Raw genomic sequence first — 22,464 nt, 5'->3', positions numbered from 1 at the left:
ACTGAATTGTACTCTTTCGCCTTTGTGCAGGCAATTCTCATTTGCGACTCGCGCCAGGTATTTTCGTAAAGATAATAAGGCATATCCATCCATCATAGAAAGGTAAACGGATGAACATTGAAATTCTTTATCGCCCATCGTATTCGATGGGAGTGATTCGCCTGAATGGCGGTGAAGGGGTGCAGGTGGAAGGCGGATCGATGGTCAGCATGTCGCCGGGTGTGCAGGTGGAAACGCGCGCATCGGGCGGCCTTCTCAAGTCGCTTGGCCGGGCGCTGCTGGGAGGGGAGAGTTTCTTTGTCAACACCTATACCGCTTCAGCCCAAGGGGGTGAGGTGATGGTGGCGCCGGCGCTGCCTGGCGACCTGGTCACGCTGGACTTGAATGGAGAAAGCCTGCTTGTGCAGTCTGGTTCGTATGTGGCATCCGAATCAACCATTCAAGTCAACACCAAGTGGAGCGGGGCGAAGACTTTTTTTGCTTCGGAAGGCTTTATTATGCTGAACGTGTCTGGCAGGGGCAAAGTGGTCTTATCCTCTTACGGCGCGATCCATGAAATGGTTTTGGCAGCCGGTCAATCATACACCGTGGATACGGGGCATCTGGTTGCTTTCACCGAAGGGATGGGTTTTCACGTGCGCAGCATTGGCGGGATTAAGTCCACTCTGTTCAGCGGTGAAGGCCTGGTGGTAGATCTGACCGGACCGGGGCGTGTGCTGATGCAAACGCGCTCCACGGATGCTTTCATTGCCTGGCTCACGCCTCACCTTCCCACTCCGTCTTCTAACAGCTAATTGACCTCAGAGGCGCATTCCGCTTGCATACGCTGGCGGAATGCGCCATGATTTAATTGCCATGCTCCAAAGAATGCAAACAACTTCCGCTCCTGCTTACCGCCGATTACCAATTTTTGCGGCGGGTGTTTTCTTATTCATGCAAGCAGCGTTGAATCTGCTCATGTTCCCGCTGTTGATTGGGTTGCAGATGCAGACATTTTCCATTTCGATCACCGAAATCTACGATGATCTCACCCAACCCGGCTCGCAAATTCTGTCAGCGCTGAACCGCCCCGCAGCCGACCATCTCACTTTTTTATTCAATTCGCAGACGGTTACCATTCCAAAAGCGCAGGTTTTGAGTGCCCTGTTTATTCCCTTCGCTTTCTTTGCCGTTCCCATTGTGCTGACCTTCTGGCTGCGCCGCCGCCGCGCCTGGACGATGGCCTTGATGCTGCAAGTGCTCATTTTAACGCTGTGCATGTATCTGCATTTCAATCATCCGGCCGAGTATCTTTACCCGTTGATGGCGGCCAGCGTTTTTCAGGTGGTGTATTTGAATTTATATGATATCCGGGCGGCATTTCAGCAGCTTATGGCCAACAAGTAAAAAGGATCTCTCGTGGATAAGAATGAGGAATATGAACTGATCCGGCAGTACGCGCCCGTTCTAAAATTCACGCGCGGCGAAAAGTTCTACCCGATGCGGGTGGATGAATATCTTCGCAGTTCCAGCCTTTGGGCGCGGCTTCGCGAGGGGGCAGAAGTTTGCCTCGTTCCACAAGGAAGCCTGGATGTGGACAAGCTGGATGGCAGCATCGCGCTCCCGCCGGATGCATTGCAGTTTCTAAAATTTATAGAGCCGGTTGACTTGCCAGAGCTGCTCGAGTATCTCCAGGAGCAAATTCGGCAAAAAGATGACTTTCGCTTTCACCCGGGAAAAGGCCGCCTGTCGCGGGTGGGGTATCTCTCGCGCTTTGTGGATTTGCTCTTTTCTCTCACCTTGCTGGCGCGCGGCCGCGTCTCGGGGGATACCAGCATGGCGGCCACTCTGGAATACCGGCGCATTCTGGAAAGAAACCCGGTGTATTCTTATTACGCCAGGGTCGTCCGGCAAAATGATTGGCTGGTGCTGCAATACTGGTATTTCTACGCGTTTAACAATTGGCGCTCTGGATATTTTGGACTCAACGACCATGAAGCCGATTGGGAAATGGTCAATATTTATCTCAGCGAACAAGACGGCAGCTGGCAGCCCGAATGGCTGGCGTATGCCTGTCATGAATTTTCGGGAGATGATTTGCGCCGGCATTGGAATGACCCTGAGGTTCAAAAAGTGGGCGATCACCCGGTCGTCTTTGTGGGTGCCGGTTCGCATGCCGGCTATTTTTTACCCGGTGAATACCTGATGGAACTGGATGTACCCTTTCTTGCGCCCATTTACCGCGTGGTGGAATTCATTCAGCGCAGATGGCAGTCTTTGACTGGCTCTGGCAGTACTGAAAATGAAAATAGAGGCAACATTTTGCGCATTCCCTTTGTGGATTACGCCCGCGGTGATGGTTTTTCGGTTGGCGAGGGACAATATATTAGTTGGGCTCCGCCCATCCTGCTCGATCCGACACCTCAATGGGTCAGCGAATATCGCGGGTTGTGGGGCCTGTATGCGCAAGATCCGGCATCCGGGGAAAACGCGCCTTCCGGCCCAATGTACCAGCGCAACGGCGCCTTACGCAGCGCCTGGTATAACCCTTTGGGTTGGGCTGGGGTAGATAAAGTGCCCACACAAGCGAACACCCCGCATGTGATTAACCAGCAAAAACAGACGTTGATATCTCGCCTGGAAGAGTTGAATGGTTTAATTGACCAGAAGAGCGGTGAGCTGCAGGGGACGGGTGTGTCCTATCAGGCTTTTCAGAATGAGGCTGGCTTATCTCCCCTGATGCAAACGACTGAGAAGAAGTTGGATGATCTCTCCGACGAGTTGGCCGGCTTACGAAGGGAGGCAGCCGCCATTGATCTGGAGATTTCGGCATTGGATCGCTACCTGACCCAGCCGGCACAGGCTGGTTCTCCCGCATTTCGCAATCATATTCAACGCGCTCACACCCCCGCGCTCCCCGCCGAGGGAAATTCCGGGCGTGTTGAAGAGTGGTGGGCGGCTGCCAGCGTGGCGCTTATGCTGTTTGGGTTTGTGCTGCTGATGATCTTCAGCCGCCAGCACATTGTATTTGGCACTTCCGTGATGATCGCCTTATTCGTTTTCATTGAGTCGAGTTTCAGGCGCACGCTCTCCCGGTTGATCAACAGCCTGGCAATTGGACTGGCGGCTGCGGCGTTTTTGTTGATTCTGTTTCACTATTTTTGGTATTTTGTGGTCTTCTCCATCATCGCCGTTGGAATTTTTATCCTGTTGGAAAACCTGAAAGAACTTATCCATTAATCTTGGAATTTTTAGCTGGACGATTTGTTATGATGGGCTTATAATATCAATAAGCGATGAGGCTCGCTCAAAAGATATAAATCGCTCAAACAGCTAATGGCCTCTACCAGGTTCACCTTGGTAGAGGTTTTTTTATCTATTAAATTCGTTCTATCAAGGAAAATTATTCTGACCCAATAAAAGAAGATAAGGAATTCAGGAGGTAAGGTCAATGATTGTTAAGGATGTAATGCGCTCAAAGTTTTTGTGCATTTCTCCAAAATCGAGCTTACGTTTGGCAGCCGAGATCATGGTTAGGGAAGGAGTAGAAACTCTATTTGTGGTTAATGGTGAGCAACTCGTTGGTGCTATTGGTATTAGAGACCTTTTTACTTCACCGGTGCCAGCCAGTTATGGGAGGCCAATGCAGCGACAAATTGAAAACACCTTAATTCAGAAGTGGGATAATGCACCCGTCGAGAATTTAATGACTCCGTATGTTCTCGGCGTCACAGAAGAATCGCCGTTAATGTCAGCTGCCACATTAATGATCAACCAGGGCAAGCATCCCTTGGCGGTGACCAAAGATCAAAAGATAGTTGGTATTATTGACAGGATCGACATTGTAAAATACCTCCTTGGGTTAGGTGCAAGCGCATCAGAGTAGAAAGCATAATAAGAATCAAGGATGAAGGCGAAACCGGATCATTAATTCAATTCAACCAGATATTCCGGAGGAAATGTATCATTAACAGGACTAAAGAGTAATGTCATGAACGCAAACCTTGTTACGATTGAAATTGATGGGAAGCTCACCAATATCGATGAAAAAGATTTGCGTATTTCTGATCTGGTTATCATTCAAACAGGAGATATTGTCCCTGCCGACCTACGACTCATTGAATTCAGGGGGTTAGAGATCGATGAATTTGAGATCACAGGTGAACTATTACCGGTCGAGAAAAAAATTGCCAAAGATGACGTAATCGCATATCACGGTAGTCGAGTAATCAGAGGGTACGGGAAAGGAGTAGTACTTTCTACCGGTGAACAAACAGAATATGGGAAGGTTTTAAGCCAAGAGGGTCAACAGAATCAGCCGTATACGTTCCGCATTATCGACAAGGAAAATTTATGGACCATCATTTTGTTTTTACCCGTATTTGTGCTTTTGTTTGTTCAATCCTATGATCTTACCTTGCTGATCATTTTCTTGTTCTTTTCTTTCGTCCTCAATTTGCTACAGAATGACAACCTATGCAGGTACCTGATTATTTCGAACGAATCAAAAAGGCTCAAACGCGCACATGTACAAATCCGTGATATTCGCGCTTTGGAACATATGGGAGATATAAACCTTGTCTGTTTTGATAAGACAGGTGTGCTTACGACGAGGCAAATGGATATCAAGAAAGTATATTTCCCGGATCTGATTATTGAAACTGAGAATGGAACAAAAAATATTGAAGAATCTGTAGCTCAACTGGTTTACAAGGCTTGCGCATTATGTAACGATGTTTTGTTTTTTCAGAAAACCATTCTGGCAAATCCGATTGATTTAGCGCTTATCAGGTTTGCTCAAAAAAATCGCATCGATGTAAATGAACTGTTATTACAATACAAACGAATTTACGACTAACCCTTTGACTCTGAGCACCGATATATGGCTTGTGGATTTGAAACAAGTACAGCAGGTAGTTTCTATTTCGCAAAAGGAGACCCAGAGGTTATTTACAAGTTGTGTAATCGTCATTTTACGTCGAGCGGGTCTCTTGAAAATAATGATTTTGGGTTTTGGTTGACTTGTAAATCTCAAATCGAGGCTATTGCTCAAAATGGAGATACCGCAATTGCTTTAGCATACGCATCCGGCAATTTTGACGATTCTCCGAAAGAATATTCTTTCCTCTGCTTACTTCAATTGGAAAATTCATTACAACCTGGAACGCAAGAAATCATTCGACAATTTGCTCAAAAAGGAATTCGGAGTCTGTTGTTGACTGGCGATAAAGCAGAAACCGCGGTCCGCATTGGCGCTGAAAGCGGTATAACTGCTGGTCAAAAGGCTGCATTAACGGGCAGGATCATTGATAGGATGGAATGGGCGGAAGTAATCAGGCAAGCCTCATATTGTTCTGTGTTTGCGAGATTAACACCTTCCCAAAAAGGGATCTTAGTCAGACAGCTTCAAAAAGCAGGTAATACCGTTGCAATGGTTGGAGATGGACCGAACGATGGAATTGCCCTCAAAGTGGCAGATGTTGGAATCTCTCTTGTGAACAATAGCTCCTCCATCGCAAGAAAACTTTCACAAATCCTGATTAATGATCTGACCGATTTGATCACAATTCTTGACGGGGCTTTTAGGATAAAAAATAGAGTCAGGCAATGTAAATTAGGCAGGATTTTAATCATTGTATTTTCCTTCATCTATTTGTATTTTTGGGTTGGTTCAAAATTTTTATAATCAGATCATTTTCAAAAAAAGCGGAAAGTTTAGCGGAAAATCGAAAGTATAACCTCGCTAAGTGTTGATCGTAGAATTTAACTCGAAAAACTGGAAAGCACTTTCCATTTGACAACCAGAACCTGCCTGAGGAGATGGAATTATAAATCCGTTCGGATTGAGATATGCCTTTTGTAATTCTCCATGGAATGACCACAATAACCACTGTGAGTGAGAACTACCTGAAATATAAAAAGTATCAATTTATCCTAATTCGATATTGAGAAAGTGTTTGGAGTATAGGTATCCGGGATCGCAAAAAGGTGGAGGGTTTTCGAACAGTGGAAAGGATCTAGTATGGCTCTTGAGGAACTGCCGTGACAAAACCCAGAGGCCCTTACCCACTCGTACGAAAACGATTTCGCAAGAATTTTCGGATATAATATATAGGCTTTTTCAATAATATGGCGATGAGGCTCGCTAAAACTGTCACCCGACTGATGGCCTCTACTGAGCGCTTGCTCCAGTAGAGGCTATTTATTTTGGGCAATGGCCTTTCTAAGGCTAAGCAATAAGAGTATGTTTGAGGAGTTTATGTTGAACCAGCCACAATCGCAAGAGAAGAGACCTTTATGACCTTTCAAAGTATCCTGTTTGAACAGCAACCTGACCACACGCAAATTGGATCGGCGATCATGCCTCCATATTTTCCTGATCTGAACCTGGATCAAGTGATCGATGCGATTGTCTTTGGCAGGCGTGAATATAACCTTAGGCCGTTCTTCTATTCCCCTTTGAAGGATGTCGAGACGGTCAGGTATCGCCAGGAAGTAGCCCGGGATCTGGAAAATAATTCTGTATTTGAAAGCATCAAAACCTTTGCGGAAAAAATGATCATGATGCGCCGGTATCTCGGTCTGGTAGAAAAGCTTGAATTTCACTACCACAGAGAAGGATGGTTTTTAGAGGCCGCCCTTGTTTACTGCGAAGCGGTCAGCGATCTGGCAGAGGATTTGTCGCGGGCTCCAATAAAGTCTCGGGGCTTTATCGCCTTTCGAGAATATCTGAATAATTATGTGCATTCGCCCTATTACCATACACTTCGAACCGAGACGGAACAGCGCAAGGCAGCCTTATCAACCATTCGCTACACGCTCATTATCAAAGATCGAAAAATCATTGTTCGCAGATATCAATCGGAAATCAACTACAGCAGGGAGGTTGAGCGGACATTCGAAAAATTCAAACAAGGTGCTGTGAAGGATTACCGATCCAAGCTTAGGAAGGCATCTGGCATGAATCATGTAGAAGGTCAGATTCTTGATTATGTCGCAAGGTTGCATCCAGAGCCATTCGCGGATCTTGATCAGTACTGTAAAATGCATCAAAATTTTCTGGATGAGACCATCCGCGTTTTTGATCAGGAAGTCCAGTTTTATGTGGCGTATTTGGAATTTATTCAGAAAATCAAGTTGGCCGGTTTGAAATTTTGTTATCCTGAGGTTTCTGCTGTAAGCAAAGAAATTTCCGAAGTGGATGGATTTGATATCGCTTTGGCCAATAAGCTGACCGGAGAAAATGCGGCGGTTATATGCAACGATATTTTTCTGACAGGTAAAGAGCGGATCATCATCGTTTCCGGTCCCAACCAGGGCGGGAAAACAACCTTCGCGCGCATGTTCGGTCAAATCCATTACCTGGGCAGTCTAGGGCTGCCTGTTCCAGGCAGGCATGCCCGGCTCTTCTTATTTGATAACCTGTTCACCCATTTTGAAAAAGAAGAGAATATCCAGAATCTACGCGGCAAACTACAGGATGATCTGGTAAGAATGCATAAGATTCTGAAACAGGCAACACCGGCAAGTATCGTCATCATGAACGAGGTTTTCACTTCCACTACGTTGAAGGATGCTGTTTATTTGAGCAACAAGGTTATGGAGAAGATTATCCAGTTGGATCTGTTATGTGTCTGTGTGACGTTTCTTGATGAACTGGCATCATTAAACGGAAAAACGGTTAGCATGGTCAGCACGATCGTGCCGAAAAACCCCGCTTTGCGCACTTTCAAGGTTATTCGGAGGCGCGCCGACGGCCTGGCGTATGCGCTTAATATCGCTGAGAAATATCATCTGACGCATGACCTGTTAAAGGAGCGCATCAAACGATGAAAGCTTTCCTTATGTTTCGCGACCAGGATTTTGGCCCGCATTGCCCTTTACCTCTACAAGCAAAAGCATTGGTCCAAGACCTGGAATTAAAAACACTGTTTGACGCCATGGCGCAGGGCGACAATTTTGTGTTTGATATTGCCAGGACCTCCATTCTGTCTGGTACGGAAGACATAGATACCATCCTCTACCGACAAGATATTCTTAAGGATTGCTTAAAATACCCCTCTGTCATCCGAGAAATCTATCAACTCCCAATTGAAGCAAAGACCAACAAACAAAAGGGATGGTTGGGAATCTATGGACACTATCCGACTGCCATCCTCAGCGGTTCTCATGAATTTATAAAAATGCTTTTCGAGTTGTTGAAGCGATTAAGAGGCATTGCAGATGATAATGCGGCGCTATTCGAGTCGGAAGGATTCAAACGATTTTTCGCAATGATCCAGCAAGAACTGGATGACAACTATTTTGCTATTGCCGAAAATCATCTGAAAGAACTGAAGTTCCGTGAAGGTGTGATGATTAGTGTAGATCTGGGGCAGGGCAATGAGGGAACAAATTATATCTTGCGAAAACCTCTCAGCACAAAATGGTGGAAGGAAATTTTCATCCGGGAGAACGAAGCTTACTCCATATATATTGCCGATCGGGATGACGCTGGTGCTCGGGCATTGGGTGAGCTAAAGGATACGGGTGTTGATCTGGTCGCCAATGCGCTCGCACAATCCGCGGATCATATTGATAACTTTTTTAAGATGTTGCAAATCGAATTAGGTTTTTATATCGGCTGCATCAATCTTCACGAGCAGCTTGCACAAATGGGGTGTGCCACTTGCCTTCCTTTGCCCGCGCCAACCAACGAGCGAAGACACTCGTTTCACGGTTTATATGATATTTGCCTGGCTTTGACGAAGAAACAAAAGATCGTTGGTAATGAGGTGAACGCTGATCAGAAAGATTTAGTGATGATCACAGGCGCGAATCAAGGAGGTAAATCTACCTTCCTGCGCAGCATCGGCCTGGCACAGTTGATGATGCAGAGCGGAATGTTTACACCCGCCGACGATTTTACAGCCAATCTCTGTACGGGTGTCTTTACCCATTATAAAAGAGAAGAAGACAAGACCATGACCAGCGGGAAGCTGGATGAGGAGTTGAGCCGGATGGATGATATTGCTGATACGATTTCATCCAACTCGTTAATCCTGTTTAATGAATCCTTTGCAGCCACCAACGAAAGGGAAGGCTCAGAGATCAGCAGGCAAATTACCAGCGCATTGTTAGAACAGGATGTTAAAGTCTTCTTTGTGACCCATCAATACGATCTCGCACATTCATTTTTTGATAGAGGGCTGGAAAATGCCATTTTTCTCCGGGCAGAGAGAAAAGAGGATGGAGAGCGAACGTATAAATTGATCGAAGCGAAACCATTGCCGACCAGTTTCGGCGAAGATGTATATCATATCGTTTTTCAAGATGACCAATAACCCATCGGTGAACCAAGTTGGACGCGGCGTTTTATAAGTGTTGGGAGTGGGCGTGTACATTTATCGTGGTGATATTGCAGCGCGCGGCAACTACTGCACGGCTAACCCGAAGGGCATCATCACCGAACGCTGCTCGTGGTGCATTATGAGCGGGGATGCTGTCCCTGAAACTAGTAAAGCGAATAAGATCCTTGCAGACCAGCCTTATGCTAATTGCCTGACCCTGCGCGGTTTTGCAACTTTCCCGTTGGGAGAAGCTTTTTTTCATAGCGATGAAGCTTGCCGCTCCTCGGAAAGGTCGGGGATCCGCCAGAATTGGCTGAGTGCTTCTACTTATACTTTCGGAAAAATCTGTTTTAAAAGGTTTCTATCGATCGAAAATATTCACTGGAAAATACTTACAGTAAGGTAATGAAAAAAAGGAGGAATGGCAATGCTTCTAAATAAGGATACGGGAGGTATTGAAAATACATACCAAGGAACTGGTATAAACGAAGCCGATCTTCAAGCCATACGAAAACAATACGGTTTCAATGAAATTCCGGAAAAGCATGTTGGTCCGGTCATGGGCATTTTGCAAAGGATGTGGGGACCAATTCCTTGGCTGCTAGAGGCGGCCATGATATTTGAATTGATCCTGGGTAAGGGGGTTCAAGCAGCTGTTGTTTTTTTGTTGCTTATTTTTTCCGCGGTGATCGGACAAATTCAAGAGAATCGAGCCAAGAAGGCCATTGGGTACTTGCATCAGCAACTGCAAATCAGTGCTCGCACTTTGAGAAATGGAAAATGGCTGCAATTGCTGTCTCGTGAGCTGGTCCCTGGAGATATTGTGCACGTGAAGGTTGGGGATATTGTGCCAGCGGATATGGAAATTATCAATGGGACAGTCAGTGTTGATGAGTCAGCGCTTACAGGTGAATCGATTGATGTAACCAAGGAAGTTGGTGAAACAATTTTTTCTGCATCCACGATTAACCACGGTGAGGTAATTGCTCGCGTATCAGCCATTGGGACAAAGAGCTCCTATGGAAAGACCGCAGAATTGGTTCGTATCGCAGAAGCTCCGGGGCGGCTGCAAGCCTTACTGTTCACCATTGTCCGCTACCTTGCGTATGTAGATGTTATCCTCGCCGTTATCCTTGTGGTTACTGCGGTTATTCGGGGAACCCCCTGGCAGGAATTACTGCCGTTCTTAGTTATCTTATTCATTGCTACCATTCCTATCTCCATGCCTTCCAGCTTTGTCGTTGCAAATTCGCTGGAAGCGAAAAATTTAGCCAAAGAACATGTGCTGGTAACGGGACTGACCGGTATTCAGGAAGCCGCCAGTATGAATGTTTTGCTTGTTGATAAAACGGGAACCTTGACCAATAATCGCCCTGAAATCGCCGATCTGGTTCCATTTGAGCAGTTGGAAGAAGCTGAACTTCTGAAGTTAGCAGCGGCTGCGAGCGACGATACATCCAACGATTCCATCAACAAGGCAATCCTTGGGGCATTAAAAGCGCAAAACTTAGTCATGCCTCAGAGAACATCTTTCACCGCTTTTGATCCTGTCCACAAAGTATCCAAGGCTCAGATCACCCAAAGTGGAAACCTCTTGAATGTAGTTCTCGGCTCACCTACAGTCATCAGCGAAATTGCAGCAGTTCCAGACAATTACGTAGACCAGGTTGATTTTCTGAGTTCGAAAGGATCCAGGGTTCTGGCAGTTGCTTCCGGAGAAAACGAGCAATTGGTCTGTCAGGGACTTATTGCATTAGCAGATTCACCACGGGAAGATGCCAAGGAATCCATTGCGAGCATCAAAAAATTAGGTATCCGTATCATCATGCTAACGGGAGATACGGTCGGTACCGCAAGGGCAATTGCTAAGCAAGTTGGAATTGGCAGCCGAATTGGGATATTGGAAGACGCATTATCTAATCCATTAGATTTTGACGGATTTGCAAATGTTTACCCCGAGGATAAATACAGGATTGTCCAGGTGATACAGAAATTAGGAATGGTTGTTGGAATGACCGGAGACGGCATCAACGATGCACCAGCGCTGAAGCAAGCGGATGTGGGGATTGCCGTCAGTACTGCCACTGATGTTGCCAAATCAGCAGCCAGGGTTGTCTTAACTGAGCCTAAATTATCTGACATCACCAAGGTGATTGATAGCGGCCACCGCGTTTATCGGCGAATGATGACGTGGACCATTACAAAATTGGCTCGCACAGCCGAGTTAGCTGCGTTATTAACCTTTGGATTGATCTTTGCCGGATTTTTCCCCGTTTCATTAAGCTTGATTGTATTCATTGTTGTGATGAATGATATAGTTACCCTAACATTAGGGACAGACAATGCATGGCCTACTTCTGTCCCTGAAAATTGGAACATGCCCCAACTGGCCAAAATATCAGCGATTTTCACCATCGGCTGGCTGGCCCTCGGCCTTGGGCTCCTCTGGTTTTACCAAATGGTTCAAAATTTACATCCTGAACAGATTAGTTCCTTGATGTTTCTGTATCTGATCTATTCGGCGATGGCGACCATCTTTATGACCCGGACCAGGGATCAATTCTGGTCATTTGCACCCAGCAAATGGGTTGCCGGTATGATTGCTGTCAATATCGTTGTTGCTACACTCATGGCTGCCTTTGGCTGGGTGATGGCCGCGGTTTCTCTCCAATCCATCTTAATATTATTGGTTATTACACTCTTCGCCATGCTAATCTTAGATGGTCTGAAGGTGCAGTATTATCGAGTTACGGGAATTTTAGGATTGGAAAAACCTTCTATTTGAGATTTTTGACTCAAGCCCTGATGTGAATATAACTTGATACACATCCTCGCCATAAATGATTTTCGAGGATTCAGTTTCAATTAACATTAAGGTGAATTTCCAAAAAGGTTTTCTCTCAGCGTGCATGAAAATGACATTCGTACGAAGGAAATCTTGATCTTCCTTATTCCTAAATGACGAATTATCTGCCTCACAAACTCGATGATTTTGCTGAACTTCTCATCCAAATAGCCGTTTTTCAAATGAATACCCTCTTTTCGTTGGTAATCGGTGAAAAAGCTTGCATAGAGATTGGCGCTGAAAGACTCAGCCGCAAAGAACAAGCTTGTCCGCATGATCAATTAAGCCTAGTCGATGCTGGTGCAATGCAACGTAGAAATGCGCCCAATATAGCAAATTTGACAAAGTGCTCTTCCGGCAGTTGGGATCCGTCCGTATAATGAGGAAAGGAGCGGGTAGGAAGCAAATGGAAAATATAAAGAAATCCATGACACCAGGCGTTTTGCTGCAGGTTCTGATTTTTGTTTTCATCATTCCTCTACTGCCGATCCTCATGACACGCCGTTGGAGTTGGTGGGAAGCCTGGGTGTATGCCGCCATCAACATCCTTGGTTTTGTCGCCAGCAGGGCAATAGCCGGCCGTAAGCACCCCGATTTGCTTGCTGAGCGCGCGCGTATGCTCCACCATGATGACCCGGAACCCTGGGATCGTTGGCTGGCCCCTTTGGTGGGGCTGGGCGGCGGCTTGATTCCCTTGACGGCCGGTTTGGATGGGCTATTCAGCACTCTTCCAAATTTTTCCATACTGGTGAAGATTGCCGCGCTGGTGCTGATGCTGGCAGGGTTCGCGCTGGGTTCATACGCGCTGGTCGAAAACCGGTTCTTTTCTGGAATGGTGCGAATTCAAACTGATCGCGGGCATAAGGTTATTAGCAGCGGTCCATACGCCTGGATCCGGCATCCGGGTTACACCGGCGCGTTGGTCAGTTATATTGCCGCTCCTGTGCTGTTGGACGCGGTTTGGGCATTTATTCCGGCAATTCTCCTGAGTATCGTGCTGGTGATCCGCACCCACCTGGAAGATGAAACACTTCAAGACCGCCTGGTGGGTTATCGCGAGTATGCAGAGCAGGTGCGGTTTCGTTTGTTCCCCGGCATTTGGTGATGCCGTCCGAACCGGACGCAAAAGAAAGACGCCCTCAAAGCTGGCTGGTTATTGCAGATCTGCTTTAAGGGCGCTACTGTTTTGGTTGGGGGGCAGCGAATCAGCGCAATCAGAAGATGTCATTTTCGAGCTTTTTTGCCAGGCTTTCCACCCAGGCTGAAATCTGGTCCCAATTTCTTTCGTCGGTCATTTCCAACTCGCGAATTCGGGGAATCAGCTTGTACGGAAAGCCCAATTTTGCCGGATCAATCATCCCGGTAAATAACTGCACGTCAAAGGGTTTGAACCAGTTGAGTTTTGCCAACTCCTTTGCCAGTTGGTTCTTTGCACCGTTATACTCTTCATCGGTTTTATGCACCGGCCCAAGCGCGTAGAAAGCGACCGGTGTCACTGTCAGCTCGCTCTGGTGGGCCTTGAGGAACCGGCGCATATCTCGATGCAAATGGGAATAATAAAGCGGCGCTCCCAAGACGATGAGGCGATACCCGGTCAACTTACGAATGTAGTTCACCGAAAGCAGATCGATCATATAACCGTGTTCGGCCAGGTTTAAGGCGATAAACTCGGCTACTTCTTCGGTGGAGCCGCTCTGACTGGCATATCCAACTAATAAGGTGTCTGGCATGGGTGAATGTACCTCGTCAAGGTGAGAGCTGTTGGGCGAAATCCTTATCAATAGTTGATACAGCAAATGGTTGAATAGAGTGAGGCGGATGGGATGACGACTAAGCCGGGCACCACACGCCAAAATACCATAGCACGCCGATGTAATTCACCGCGATCCCCAGGAAGATCAACAGCTTAAATAACCAGGAGACGCGCCGACCGGCCGCGACAGCCAACAAGGGGACCAGAGGGATCATGAAGTCCATAATAAAGCGGTATCCAAATTCCCAGGCAGAACCGGTATGCATGAGCAGCAAACCTACCTGCAGCAAAACGGCCAGCCAGGCTCCCGCGATCCAGATTTCTTTCTTGAAACTCTTCCACAGATAGAAAAGCGCCGGTGTGGTGAGGAAAATGCTGATGCCCTGAGGATCGGGAATGAGTTTGCCCCCACAGCTTGCACTCCATTTGGGAAGGCTCACAAGCATGTACTTCAGATTATACAAAATAAAGGCTGGATGAAATTGTCCAAAGGTCTGAACGGTGGCTGTGTTTTGCCCGACATTCATGGTGGCATAGCCAAAATCCAGGAAGTTTCCAAAACGAATATAGTTGTACCACAGCAGACTGCCCACGCATAAACCGATGGGGATGGCGGTGAGGGCGGACCATTTGAAAAGACGGGAAAATCGCAGCTCGCTGCGTTGCTGAAGATGCTGCGCGTAAATACTCAGGAGGAACGGCCATAAGAGCACGATATTGGGCCGGGCGGTCATGGCAATTCCAAGCGCGGCGCCAACCAGCAAGGGACTTTTCTTCTTGAAGGCGAGCAGCGCTGCCAGACTGAAGAAAGTAACCGTCAGAATGCGGCTGATGTACCAGACTTTCCCGGCGATGGCCATATACCAGTGAATTGTGCTGAACGCGAATAAAATCAAAACCCACAAGTTGTCGCCGCGGCTGAGGCGGCTCCAGGCCAGATCGGACAGTTCATTCAAAATCAGGTAGACCAGCATCACGCTGATGGAAGCAAAGAAAATGGTGAACACCACTGTGCTGATCCCATTCGCGCCGAAGAGGGCTACACCGGGCAGCATCAGAATGGCTGCCAGAGGTGGGAATGCCACATACCATTGGCCGTTGAAGAAGGTCAGGTCCATGGTGGAATCGGGAGATTCTAAATACAGCCGTCCCTGCAGAAAGGCTTCGGCCAGATGGTTGAAATACGCTTTTGAAGGCGTGTGCATGTAATTGACTGATTCTGCCGTAGAGACATATAAAAAATAGGCGGAGACAAAAACCAACCCGGCGCCGCAAAGCTCGCTGGCCTTTTTTGCCCACGCTTGATCCTGGTATTCTTCCTTTATATAGGAGAGAGAAAGAAAAAGTGCCAGCGCAGAAAGGAAAGCCACATAGTGAAAACCAATTTCCCTGGTAATATTGAGGTGGGCGAGAATGTCGGCGAGAACAAACGCAACCGTGCCGGCCATGATCAGCCAGGCGAGAGGCCGGAGCACTTTCCAAACGGATACAGGGGTCTTCTCCAACAGCGCGGCCTTGTATCGAAGGGAAAAGGCGGTGAGCGATTGGAGAAATATGGCAAACCCCCAGAAGAGGAATGGAGAGATTCGTTGATAGATGAGTGGAGTGGAAATGAGGTCGGCGGTGAGGGAGGTGGAAAATGCCAGAATGATACCGGCGAAGAAGACCAGCCCAAATAGCCCAATAGAGAAGATCGCCAGCAGGTTTTCACGAGATGCCAGCAAGCTCTCAAAGCGTGCTGCCGCGTGTTGCAGCCAGGCGGGCTGGCGTGCCAGGATGATGCCCAGGGCAAAAAACAGGATTGACAGGAATATCGCGCCGGCTCCCAGGGCAAGCCTGGAGACAGAGAATCCAAACCAACCATTTGAAGATTCCAACGAGGGAACGCGAAATAAAAAGACGGTGGCAATCAAACCTTCAATGGCGGCAGCCAGGCTGAGGGCTGTGAACAATCTGAATGTATGCTGTGAAGTGGATGGCATAAAGTCTCTTGGGGATGTTCCGTTATTCTTTACAAAGGTTGATGGTGAGTATATCACAGGTGAATGGTGCCGGTCAGCGTTGAAGATATTGAATGGCTCCAACCGTTCTCATACACGGCATGGTTTTTTTATGATATTTTCGTACAATTAAGAAAAGCCTGTTCAACGGTTGAGTTAAACATTGGTTTCTATGAAAAATCAACAAAGATCAAACATCCGATTTTGGCTTGTTGATATCGCCCTTTCAACGATAGTTCTTCTTTTTATTGGTTTGGTGTCATTTGCGTTTTGGAACCGAGCTGAGCAGCTTTCGCGCACCAATTTTCTGGATGAGGCTCAACGGTTTTCCCAGGCGATTAATTTGAGAGAATTTGAACGTCTTACTGGCAGCGAGGCTGATCAGGCTTTACCTGAATATCAGCGGCTGAAACAACAACTGGTTTTATTTCGTCTTACATTACCCGATATCCGCTTTTTGTACTTAATGGGGGAAAAACAGGACGGCTCGATCTTCTTTTACATTGATTCGGAACCCGTCGATTCTGATCAGGTTTCTCCACCGGGGCAAATTTACCAACCAGCGTCTGACGACTTGCGGCAAGTATTTGAAGACCGGGTAGCCATCGTCGAGGGACCACTGACAGACGGTTGGGGAACCTGGATGAGCGCGCTGGTGCCCGTGATCGATCCCACTACCGGAGAGGTTGTGACTGTTTTTGGCATGGATATTGATGCCGGGGTGTGGCGCCAAAAGGTGAATGAACGCGCGGCGATCCATATTGTGCTGACAACCCTGATTGGAGTGCTGATCCTTTGCTCGCTGCTGTTTTTGTTGCGTCGCGGCCGGATGCCCCACCGCTATCAGCTATCTTTTTGGAACCGGCACGCAGAAGCGATCATTGTGATCGTGCTGGGTGCAGCCACAACGGCTTTGCTTGCCTGGTCGGCTCATACCGAAGAGCGGCAAACCCGATTAGAGACGATTAATCGCCTGACGAGCGCCAGTGCTAACTATATAACCAGTTATTTCCGCGACCTGGAAAATTATCACCTTTCAGACCTGGCAAATTTCTTCGAGGCCAGCGATTATGTAACCCATAAGGAGTTTCTGACCTTCACTGCTTCCGTAGCGAAAGATCCCAAAGTGGAAGCTTGGGCGTGGGCGCCAGCGGTCTTTCGGGGTGATCTTGATCAGTTTGTGCGTTCAGCCAGGTTGGACGGGATGCCCGATTACGAGGTATGGGAAAAAGGCCAGGATGGAGAACGCGTGCCTGTTTTGGAGCGCGATACGTATTACCCGGTGCTTTATCTTTCGCCAGTGATGGGCAACTTGCCAGCCAGGGGGTTTGATATTTATTCAGAACCTATCAGAAAAGCGGCGATAGACTCGGCATTGAAGAGCCAGCTGATTACCGCGACGGATCCGATTGAAATCGTACAGGAGACGGAGAACCAGGTCAGCATTCTGGTTCTTAAACCGGTGTTTGGCACGTCTGATCCGTTCAGCCAAAAGGGATTTCTGATCGCTGTTCTTCGCATGGGAAATTTATTAACCAACGCATTGGGGGGTAAACCTGGCGATGACTCATTGATGAATGTGGAAATGTATGCCCTGCAGGAAGACATGACGCCGGTATATTTAGCCAGTAACTCCACGGATTTTTTGATTCAAACTCATATTGAAAACCGTTTGAGACTTCACCCACATGAAGATCTGGTTTTTCTCCAACCGATTTATGCTTTTGGAAAAATTTATATAGTGGTGGCGCATCCCAATGCTCAATTCTTTTTTGATTACCCGATCCGCGCCGGGTGGCTCACAGCTCTAATCGGCGTGGTGATCACATTATTGGCAGCCAGTGTGTTGGACGTTCTGGTTACGCGTAAGTGGGTGTTGGAGCAGTTGGTTAGTGAGCGAACAGCCGAATTGCATCAGAGTGAGCAGAAATACCGTGAGCTGGCAGAATCGACCAGCGCCGTGTTGTGGGAATATGATCCTAAGACTGACCGGTGGGTTTATATTGCCCCACAAGTCGTTGACCTTACCGGCTGGCAGCCGGAGGAATGGACGAATTTGAAGTTCTGGACGGACCGCATTCACCCTGAGGACCGTGATGAGATTTTGCGTAACTATGATGCTAGCCTTCAAGAGGCGCAAGAAAGTTATTTCGAATACCGATTTATGCGGCCGGATGGGGTGTACTTATGGATTCAGGATGTGATCAGCGTTGAATTGAAGGATGGAAACCCCTTCCGGTTACGGGGCTTCATGCTGGATATATCTGAGAGAAAATGGATAGAAGAAACGCTTCACCTGCAAAGCACGGCGCTGCAATCCACCTCGAATGCCATCATTATCACAAACCGCGATGGGAAAATTATCTGGGCGAATCCGGCTTTTACAACCCTTTCCGGTTACGTGATGTCGGAGGTGATTGGAGAGACACCCGGGCGCCTGCTAGTATCTGGCGTGCATCCCCCCGTCTTCTTCCAAACCATGTGGAAAACGATCCTGGCAGGCGAAACATGGCATGGGGAAATTGTTAATCGTAGGAAAGATGGCAGCATTTACCATGAAGAAATGACCATCAATCCAGTAAAAAATGAAAAAGGTGAAATCACTCATTTTATTGCTGTAAAACAAGACATCAGCGAGCGGAAACTGCGCGAAAAGGAATTTGAGATGATTGCCTCAATGAGTGAGGCATTGAGATCTTCTTCTGGACGGGCGGATATGCTTCCGATTCTTTCCGAAAAGCTTCTGCAAATTGTTCAGGCAGATGGCTCGTTAGTTGGGCTGCGCGGAAAAACTCCTGGTGAAAGGGGCTTATTTGCAGCGAGTGGAATCTTCAAACCAGACCAACCTGATGATTTGCCGACAGGGATGGAGATGTCCAGGTGGGTGATGGAAACTGGAAAACCGATTGTAACTGGCGATTCGAGCAATGAAGACTTCAAGGAATGGATTGGTTTATCGGACACTGTCCATGCCGCTGTGAGCGTTCCTATGCAGGTCGAAACACAGACGATCGGCGCTCTTTTGGTTGGCCGCAATCACGAGTTTACGCAAGAGGAGATTCACCTGCTCAATTCAGCAGCAGCCTTCATGGCGAACATTTTACAAAGAGAAACGCTGCGTGAAGACACTCAACAACAATTGGATCGGCTTGCCACCTTGCGGGCGATTGATCAGGTGCTTGCGAGCGGCGTGGATATCAAAATCATTTTCAAGTTGATTCTGGAGCATGTGACCAGGCAGCTCAATGCAGACGCCGCCGCTTTTCACTTGTTCAATCCCTATACGCTGCGGCTGCAATTCGCGGAAGGACGTGGTTTTCGCACGCGGATGATTGAATCAACCAATGAGATGTTGGGAGAGGGGGTGTTAGGCGCGGTGGCCTTTGAGCAGAAGACCATTGGCCTGGTTCATCTCAGTGAGACAAATTTTGTTCGTTATGACATGGCACTCAGAGAAGGTTTTGTGTCTTACTACGGAACTCCGATGATCGTGAAAGGCCAGATTAAAGGCGTGCTGGAAGTCTATCACCGCAGCCCGTTGGATGCCAGCCGAGAATGGCTGGACTTCATGGAGATGCTGGCAGGCCAAACTGCAATTGCCATCGATAACAGCCAGCTCTTTGAAGGATTGCAGCGCTCGAACCTTGAGCTTTCCCTGGCGTATGACGCCACCATTGAGGGATGGTCGCGCGCTATGGACCTGCGCGATGAGGAAACCGAAGGGCACACTGAGCGGGTTACCGAGTTAACTCTGCAATTAGCGCGCCTGGTGGGGGTCAGCGAGGAGGATATCATCCACATCCGTCGCGGGGCGCTGCTGCATGATATGGGAAAATTGGGGGTTCCAGATCGGATTTTGTTAAAACCGGCGGCGCTGGATGAAGAAGAATGGAAGATTATGCGGCAGCACCCTCTGTATGCGTACAATTGGTTATCCAGGATTTCATATCTTGTGCCCGCATTGGACATCCCGTACAGCCATCATGAACGTTGGGATGGATCGGGATATCCCAGAGGGCTGAAGGGTAGAGAGATTCCACTGGCAGCCAGAATATTTGCCGTGGTCGATGTGTGGGACGCGCTTTCCAATGACCGCCCTTATCGCTCGGCCTGGCCGCAAGATGAGGTGATGCGGTATTTGCAAGATAACGCCGGAGTATTATTTGACCCGGATGTGGTACGAATTTTCCTCGATATGCTCCGCTATTCTCTGAATGAGTGAGAATCATTTGCAGCAAAAAATGGTGATTTTAGCAGAGGGGGAGGGAGGAAGATGTTTGTTTGGATTCAATCGATGCGATGCTATCAATATTGGCAACTTGTCGTATAATGGCTAAATAGTGGGTGAAGAATTTTTTTGGTCTGCGCAAGAGAAACAAAAGACCTAAAGTTTATACATTGATCGGGGAAGAATCCATGATTCCGTACATGAAAGAATTGTTTCGTTCTCGCGAATTGTTATATACCTGGACCATGCGAGATTTCAAAGTTCGCTACAGCCAATCGATCCTGGGGGCGGCCTGGGCGATCATCCAGCCCTTTTCGTTAATGGTTGTCTTCAGTATTATTTTTTCCAACATAATTCGCGTACCTACCGATGGGATTCCATATCCGCTGTTCAGTTATGTGGCCCTGCTGCCCTGGACGTTTTTCGCCAATTCCCTGACGTTTGCCATCCCTAGCCTGGTAAATAATATGAACCTGGTGAGCAAGATCTTCTTTCCCAGAGAGATATTGCCATTATCTTCCATCCTGGTATGCCTGTTGGACTTTTTGATTTCCTGCTCCATTTTTGTATTGATGATGATCTGGTATCGTGTTCCGATCGGCTGGACAACCCTGCTGGTGCCGGTAATTTTAATCATCCAGTTTGTTTTAACCTACGGAATTAGCCTTTTGGCTTCGGCCATTAATGTTTTTTACCGAGATGTGCGTTTCGTTATTCCCTTGGTACTGCAGATCTGGATGTATCTTTCTCCTATTATTTACCCGGTAAACCTGGTGCCCGAATGGTTGCAGCCGTTCTACTTCATAAACCCAATGGCGACGATCATAGAATCGTATCGCCGTGTGGTTTTGTATCAGCAGCTGCCCGATTGGCGCTACCTGGGGCTGGCGGCGGCTGTTTCAATTGTGCTAATTATTTTCACATATCCTTACTTCAAGCGCGCTGAGCGGCAGTTTGCAGACTTGATCTGATGGATTGTGAGAGGTCAGGTATTCTGTGTCCAGTAAATCCGCTCTCGCCGAAGTGAAAGAAATGGGAAAGAAAATAGTTCCTGCGCCCATCCGGCGCTTTTTTTGGCGGGCTAAAGAATTCATTCTGGACCATACTGAGTTTACCGAAAAACTCCTTGGTATCTGGAAGGAAGCACTCTTCCAGGCTGAATTTGTGCGAAATCCCTCTTTGCGCACTTTTCTCTTGCGGACTATTCGCTTTAGCGGCGATTTGGTTCTCGTTCTTCGCGACTTCCCCATGACGAAGGCGTACTCTCTGGAGGGTCAGACAACGCGGGTGGTGTTTGTGGGCCGGGAAGTGGAAGAGTTCACGCATTTGTTTTTCTCTGGCGATCTGGTGAAGCGGGAAGAACCGATTTCCGTGTGGTCATGGCAGCTTCCGAAAAAAACGAAGGAATGGCTGGCTGGTGGGGTAGATATGGTGGTGCACGGCGTAAGCCGCTTCTTCCCCTGGCGGGCGAAAGCGGCTTTTCAGGCCACCACGCCCAAGTGGATCTCGCAATACTTTCCCATTCCTGACAATTGCGATGAGCCGCCAGCCGGACCCAAGATGAGAACGCTGCGAAAGATATATCGCGATCATGCGGGATGCATTGGTTTTCGGTATTCGGAGCAGGTATCCGATTTCGATGTTTTTTACCATCGCATGTACCGCCCTTATGTTTCGAACCGGCATGGTTCTTTTGTCTATGTTGAGCCGTATGAATACCTTTACAAATGGTTCAAGAAGGGGGGCTTGATCCTTGTTAATTGCAAGGACGAACTCGTTTCAGCGATGCTGGTGGTCAAGAACGGCAAATGGGTCTACGCGGCTGAAGCGGGGGTGATGGATGGGAATCCTGAATTGCACGCCGCTGGCTTTCCGCGGGTTTCCGTTTGGAGTACAGCACAATGGGGAAACTCACAGGGCTGCCGGAAGTTCCAGATGGGAGGCACCTATTCTTTTCGCTCGAACGGTGTGTTTCAATATAAGACTTTTTGGAACACGATAGTCACAGATTTTTATGGATTCATTCGCAACCAATGGCAGTTTTATCTGGAGCAGCCGGGCCCCGCGTTGTTGAACGATTTGAATGAATGGGGAATCATCCATGAGCACCGACACCAATTCTACGGGGTGGTTTTTGAGGGCGCCCAAGAACCGGATGCAGTTGAAATAGCGCGTAACCTAAAAACTGCCCATCAAGATGGATTAGCCGGTATCTTGCGCGTTTCACCCGGTAAGATGGAATATCTATGCTAGGCAGGCTCAGTCAAACAATCGAATCTTCATAATTTGGGATGAAAGATCATAGAGCGCGAGCAAAAGAACTTGAGGTT

16 protein-coding genes, 1 pseudogene and 2 riboswitches are annotated in these 22,464 nt (G+C 47.7%); of the genes and pseudogenes, 15 read left to right on the top strand and 2 right to left on the bottom strand.

From position 1 onward, the window contains the following. Nucleotides 1-110 precede the first annotated feature (110 nt). From ADN00_RS09140 to ADN00_RS09090, 12 genes and pseudogenes are all read left to right on the top strand, one after another. Complete coding sequence (locus ADN00_RS09140) at nucleotides 111-794, top strand: TIGR00266 family protein (RefSeq protein ID WP_075062669.1); 684 nt, start codon at nucleotides 111-113, stop codon at nucleotides 792-794. Nucleotides 795-933: 139 nt separating this feature from the next. Further along, a complete protein-coding gene (locus tag ADN00_RS09135) occupies nucleotides 934-1,386 on the top strand; it encodes a hypothetical protein (protein WP_152966309.1) in 453 nt (150 codons plus the stop codon). 12 nt (nucleotides 1,387-1,398) lie between these two features. Next, a complete protein-coding gene (locus ADN00_RS09130; RefSeq protein WP_075062667.1) occupies nucleotides 1,399-3,219 on the top strand; it encodes a hypothetical protein in 1,821 nt (606 codons plus the stop codon). A 43-nt stretch (nucleotides 3,220-3,262) separates the two neighbouring features. Continuing rightward, a riboswitch (Fluoride riboswitch) is annotated at nucleotides 3,263-3,332 on the top strand. Between the two features lie 98 nt (nucleotides 3,333-3,430). Next, entirely contained in the window at nucleotides 3,431-3,865 is a 435-nt protein-coding gene (locus tag ADN00_RS09125) for a CBS domain-containing protein (protein WP_075062666.1), read from the top strand. A 99-nt stretch (nucleotides 3,866-3,964) separates the two neighbouring features. Beyond that, a pseudogene (locus tag ADN00_RS09120) lies at nucleotides 3,965-4,837 on the top strand (HAD-IC family P-type ATPase); the annotation flags it as partial. A 24-nt stretch (nucleotides 4,838-4,861) separates the two neighbouring features. Further along, a complete protein-coding gene (locus tag ADN00_RS09115) occupies nucleotides 4,862-5,665 on the top strand; it encodes an HAD-IC family P-type ATPase (RefSeq protein WP_075062664.1) in 804 nt (267 codons plus the stop codon). A 436-nt stretch (nucleotides 5,666-6,101) separates the two neighbouring features. Then, a riboswitch (Fluoride riboswitch) is annotated at nucleotides 6,102-6,161 on the top strand. A 115-nt stretch (nucleotides 6,162-6,276) separates the two neighbouring features. Continuing rightward, a complete protein-coding gene (locus ADN00_RS09110) occupies nucleotides 6,277-7,812 on the top strand; it encodes a MutS-related protein (protein ID WP_075062663.1) in 1,536 nt (511 codons plus the stop codon). Further along, complete coding sequence (locus tag ADN00_RS09105; protein WP_075062662.1) at nucleotides 7,809-9,302, top strand: MutS-related protein; 1,494 nt, start codon at nucleotides 7,809-7,811, stop codon at nucleotides 9,300-9,302. Before ADN00_RS09110 ends, ADN00_RS09105 begins: the two co-directional genes overlap by 4 nt. A gap of 52 nt (nucleotides 9,303-9,354) precedes the next feature. Continuing rightward, on the top strand, nucleotides 9,355-9,714 hold the full coding sequence (locus ADN00_RS19750) for a hypothetical protein (protein WP_152966308.1): 360 nt from the start codon (nucleotides 9,355-9,357) through the stop codon (nucleotides 9,712-9,714). Between the two features lie 21 nt (nucleotides 9,715-9,735). Continuing rightward, a complete protein-coding gene (locus tag ADN00_RS09100) occupies nucleotides 9,736-12,093 on the top strand; it encodes an HAD-IC family P-type ATPase (RefSeq protein ID WP_075062661.1) in 2,358 nt (785 codons plus the stop codon). A gap of 173 nt (nucleotides 12,094-12,266) precedes the next feature. Then, nucleotides 12,267-12,533 carry a hypothetical protein gene (locus ADN00_RS09095; protein WP_075062660.1) on the top strand — a complete coding sequence of 89 codons (267 nt, stop codon included), beginning with the start codon at nucleotides 12,267-12,269 and terminating at the stop codon, nucleotides 12,531-12,533. A 26-nt stretch (nucleotides 12,534-12,559) separates the two neighbouring features. Continuing rightward, a complete protein-coding gene (locus ADN00_RS09090) occupies nucleotides 12,560-13,258 on the top strand; it encodes a methyltransferase family protein (protein WP_160317499.1) in 699 nt (232 codons plus the stop codon). A gap of 109 nt (nucleotides 13,259-13,367) precedes the next feature. Here the strand turns inward: ADN00_RS09090 and ADN00_RS09085 are convergent, their stop codons facing one another. Beyond that, nucleotides 13,368-13,883, bottom strand: a complete 516-nt coding sequence (locus ADN00_RS09085) for a flavodoxin domain-containing protein (RefSeq protein WP_075062659.1) — start codon at nucleotides 13,881-13,883, stop codon at nucleotides 13,368-13,370. A 100-nt stretch (nucleotides 13,884-13,983) separates the two neighbouring features. Then, a complete protein-coding gene (locus tag ADN00_RS09080) occupies nucleotides 13,984-15,888 on the bottom strand; it encodes a hypothetical protein (RefSeq protein WP_075062658.1) in 1,905 nt (634 codons plus the stop codon). A gap of 361 nt (nucleotides 15,889-16,249) precedes the next feature. Between ADN00_RS09080 and ADN00_RS09075 the strand changes: the two genes are divergently transcribed. The 3 genes from ADN00_RS09075 (at nucleotide 16,250) to ADN00_RS09065 (ending at nucleotide 22,387) form a co-directional block, all read left to right on the top strand. Next, nucleotides 16,250-20,128 carry an HD domain-containing phosphohydrolase gene (locus ADN00_RS09075; protein ID WP_160317498.1) on the top strand — a complete coding sequence of 1,293 codons (3,879 nt, stop codon included), beginning with the start codon at nucleotides 16,250-16,252 and terminating at the stop codon, nucleotides 20,126-20,128. A gap of 194 nt (nucleotides 20,129-20,322) precedes the next feature. Further along, nucleotides 20,323-21,105 (top strand): ABC transporter permease, encoded by a 783-nt coding sequence (locus tag ADN00_RS09070; protein WP_075062656.1) that lies wholly within the window; start codon nucleotides 20,323-20,325, stop codon nucleotides 21,103-21,105. Nucleotides 21,106-21,166: 61 nt separating this feature from the next. Continuing rightward, a complete protein-coding gene (locus ADN00_RS09065) occupies nucleotides 21,167-22,387 on the top strand; it encodes a hypothetical protein (RefSeq protein ID WP_075062655.1) in 1,221 nt (406 codons plus the stop codon). Nucleotides 22,388-22,464: the final 77 nt, after the last annotated feature.

The organism is Ornatilinea apprima (assembly GCF_001306115.1).
Taxonomy (GTDB): Bacteria; Chloroflexota; Anaerolineae; order Anaerolineales; family Anaerolineaceae; genus Ornatilinea; species Ornatilinea apprima.
Note: the sequence above shows the minus strand (reverse complement) of the source record. Positions and strands in the feature narration are given on the sequence as shown.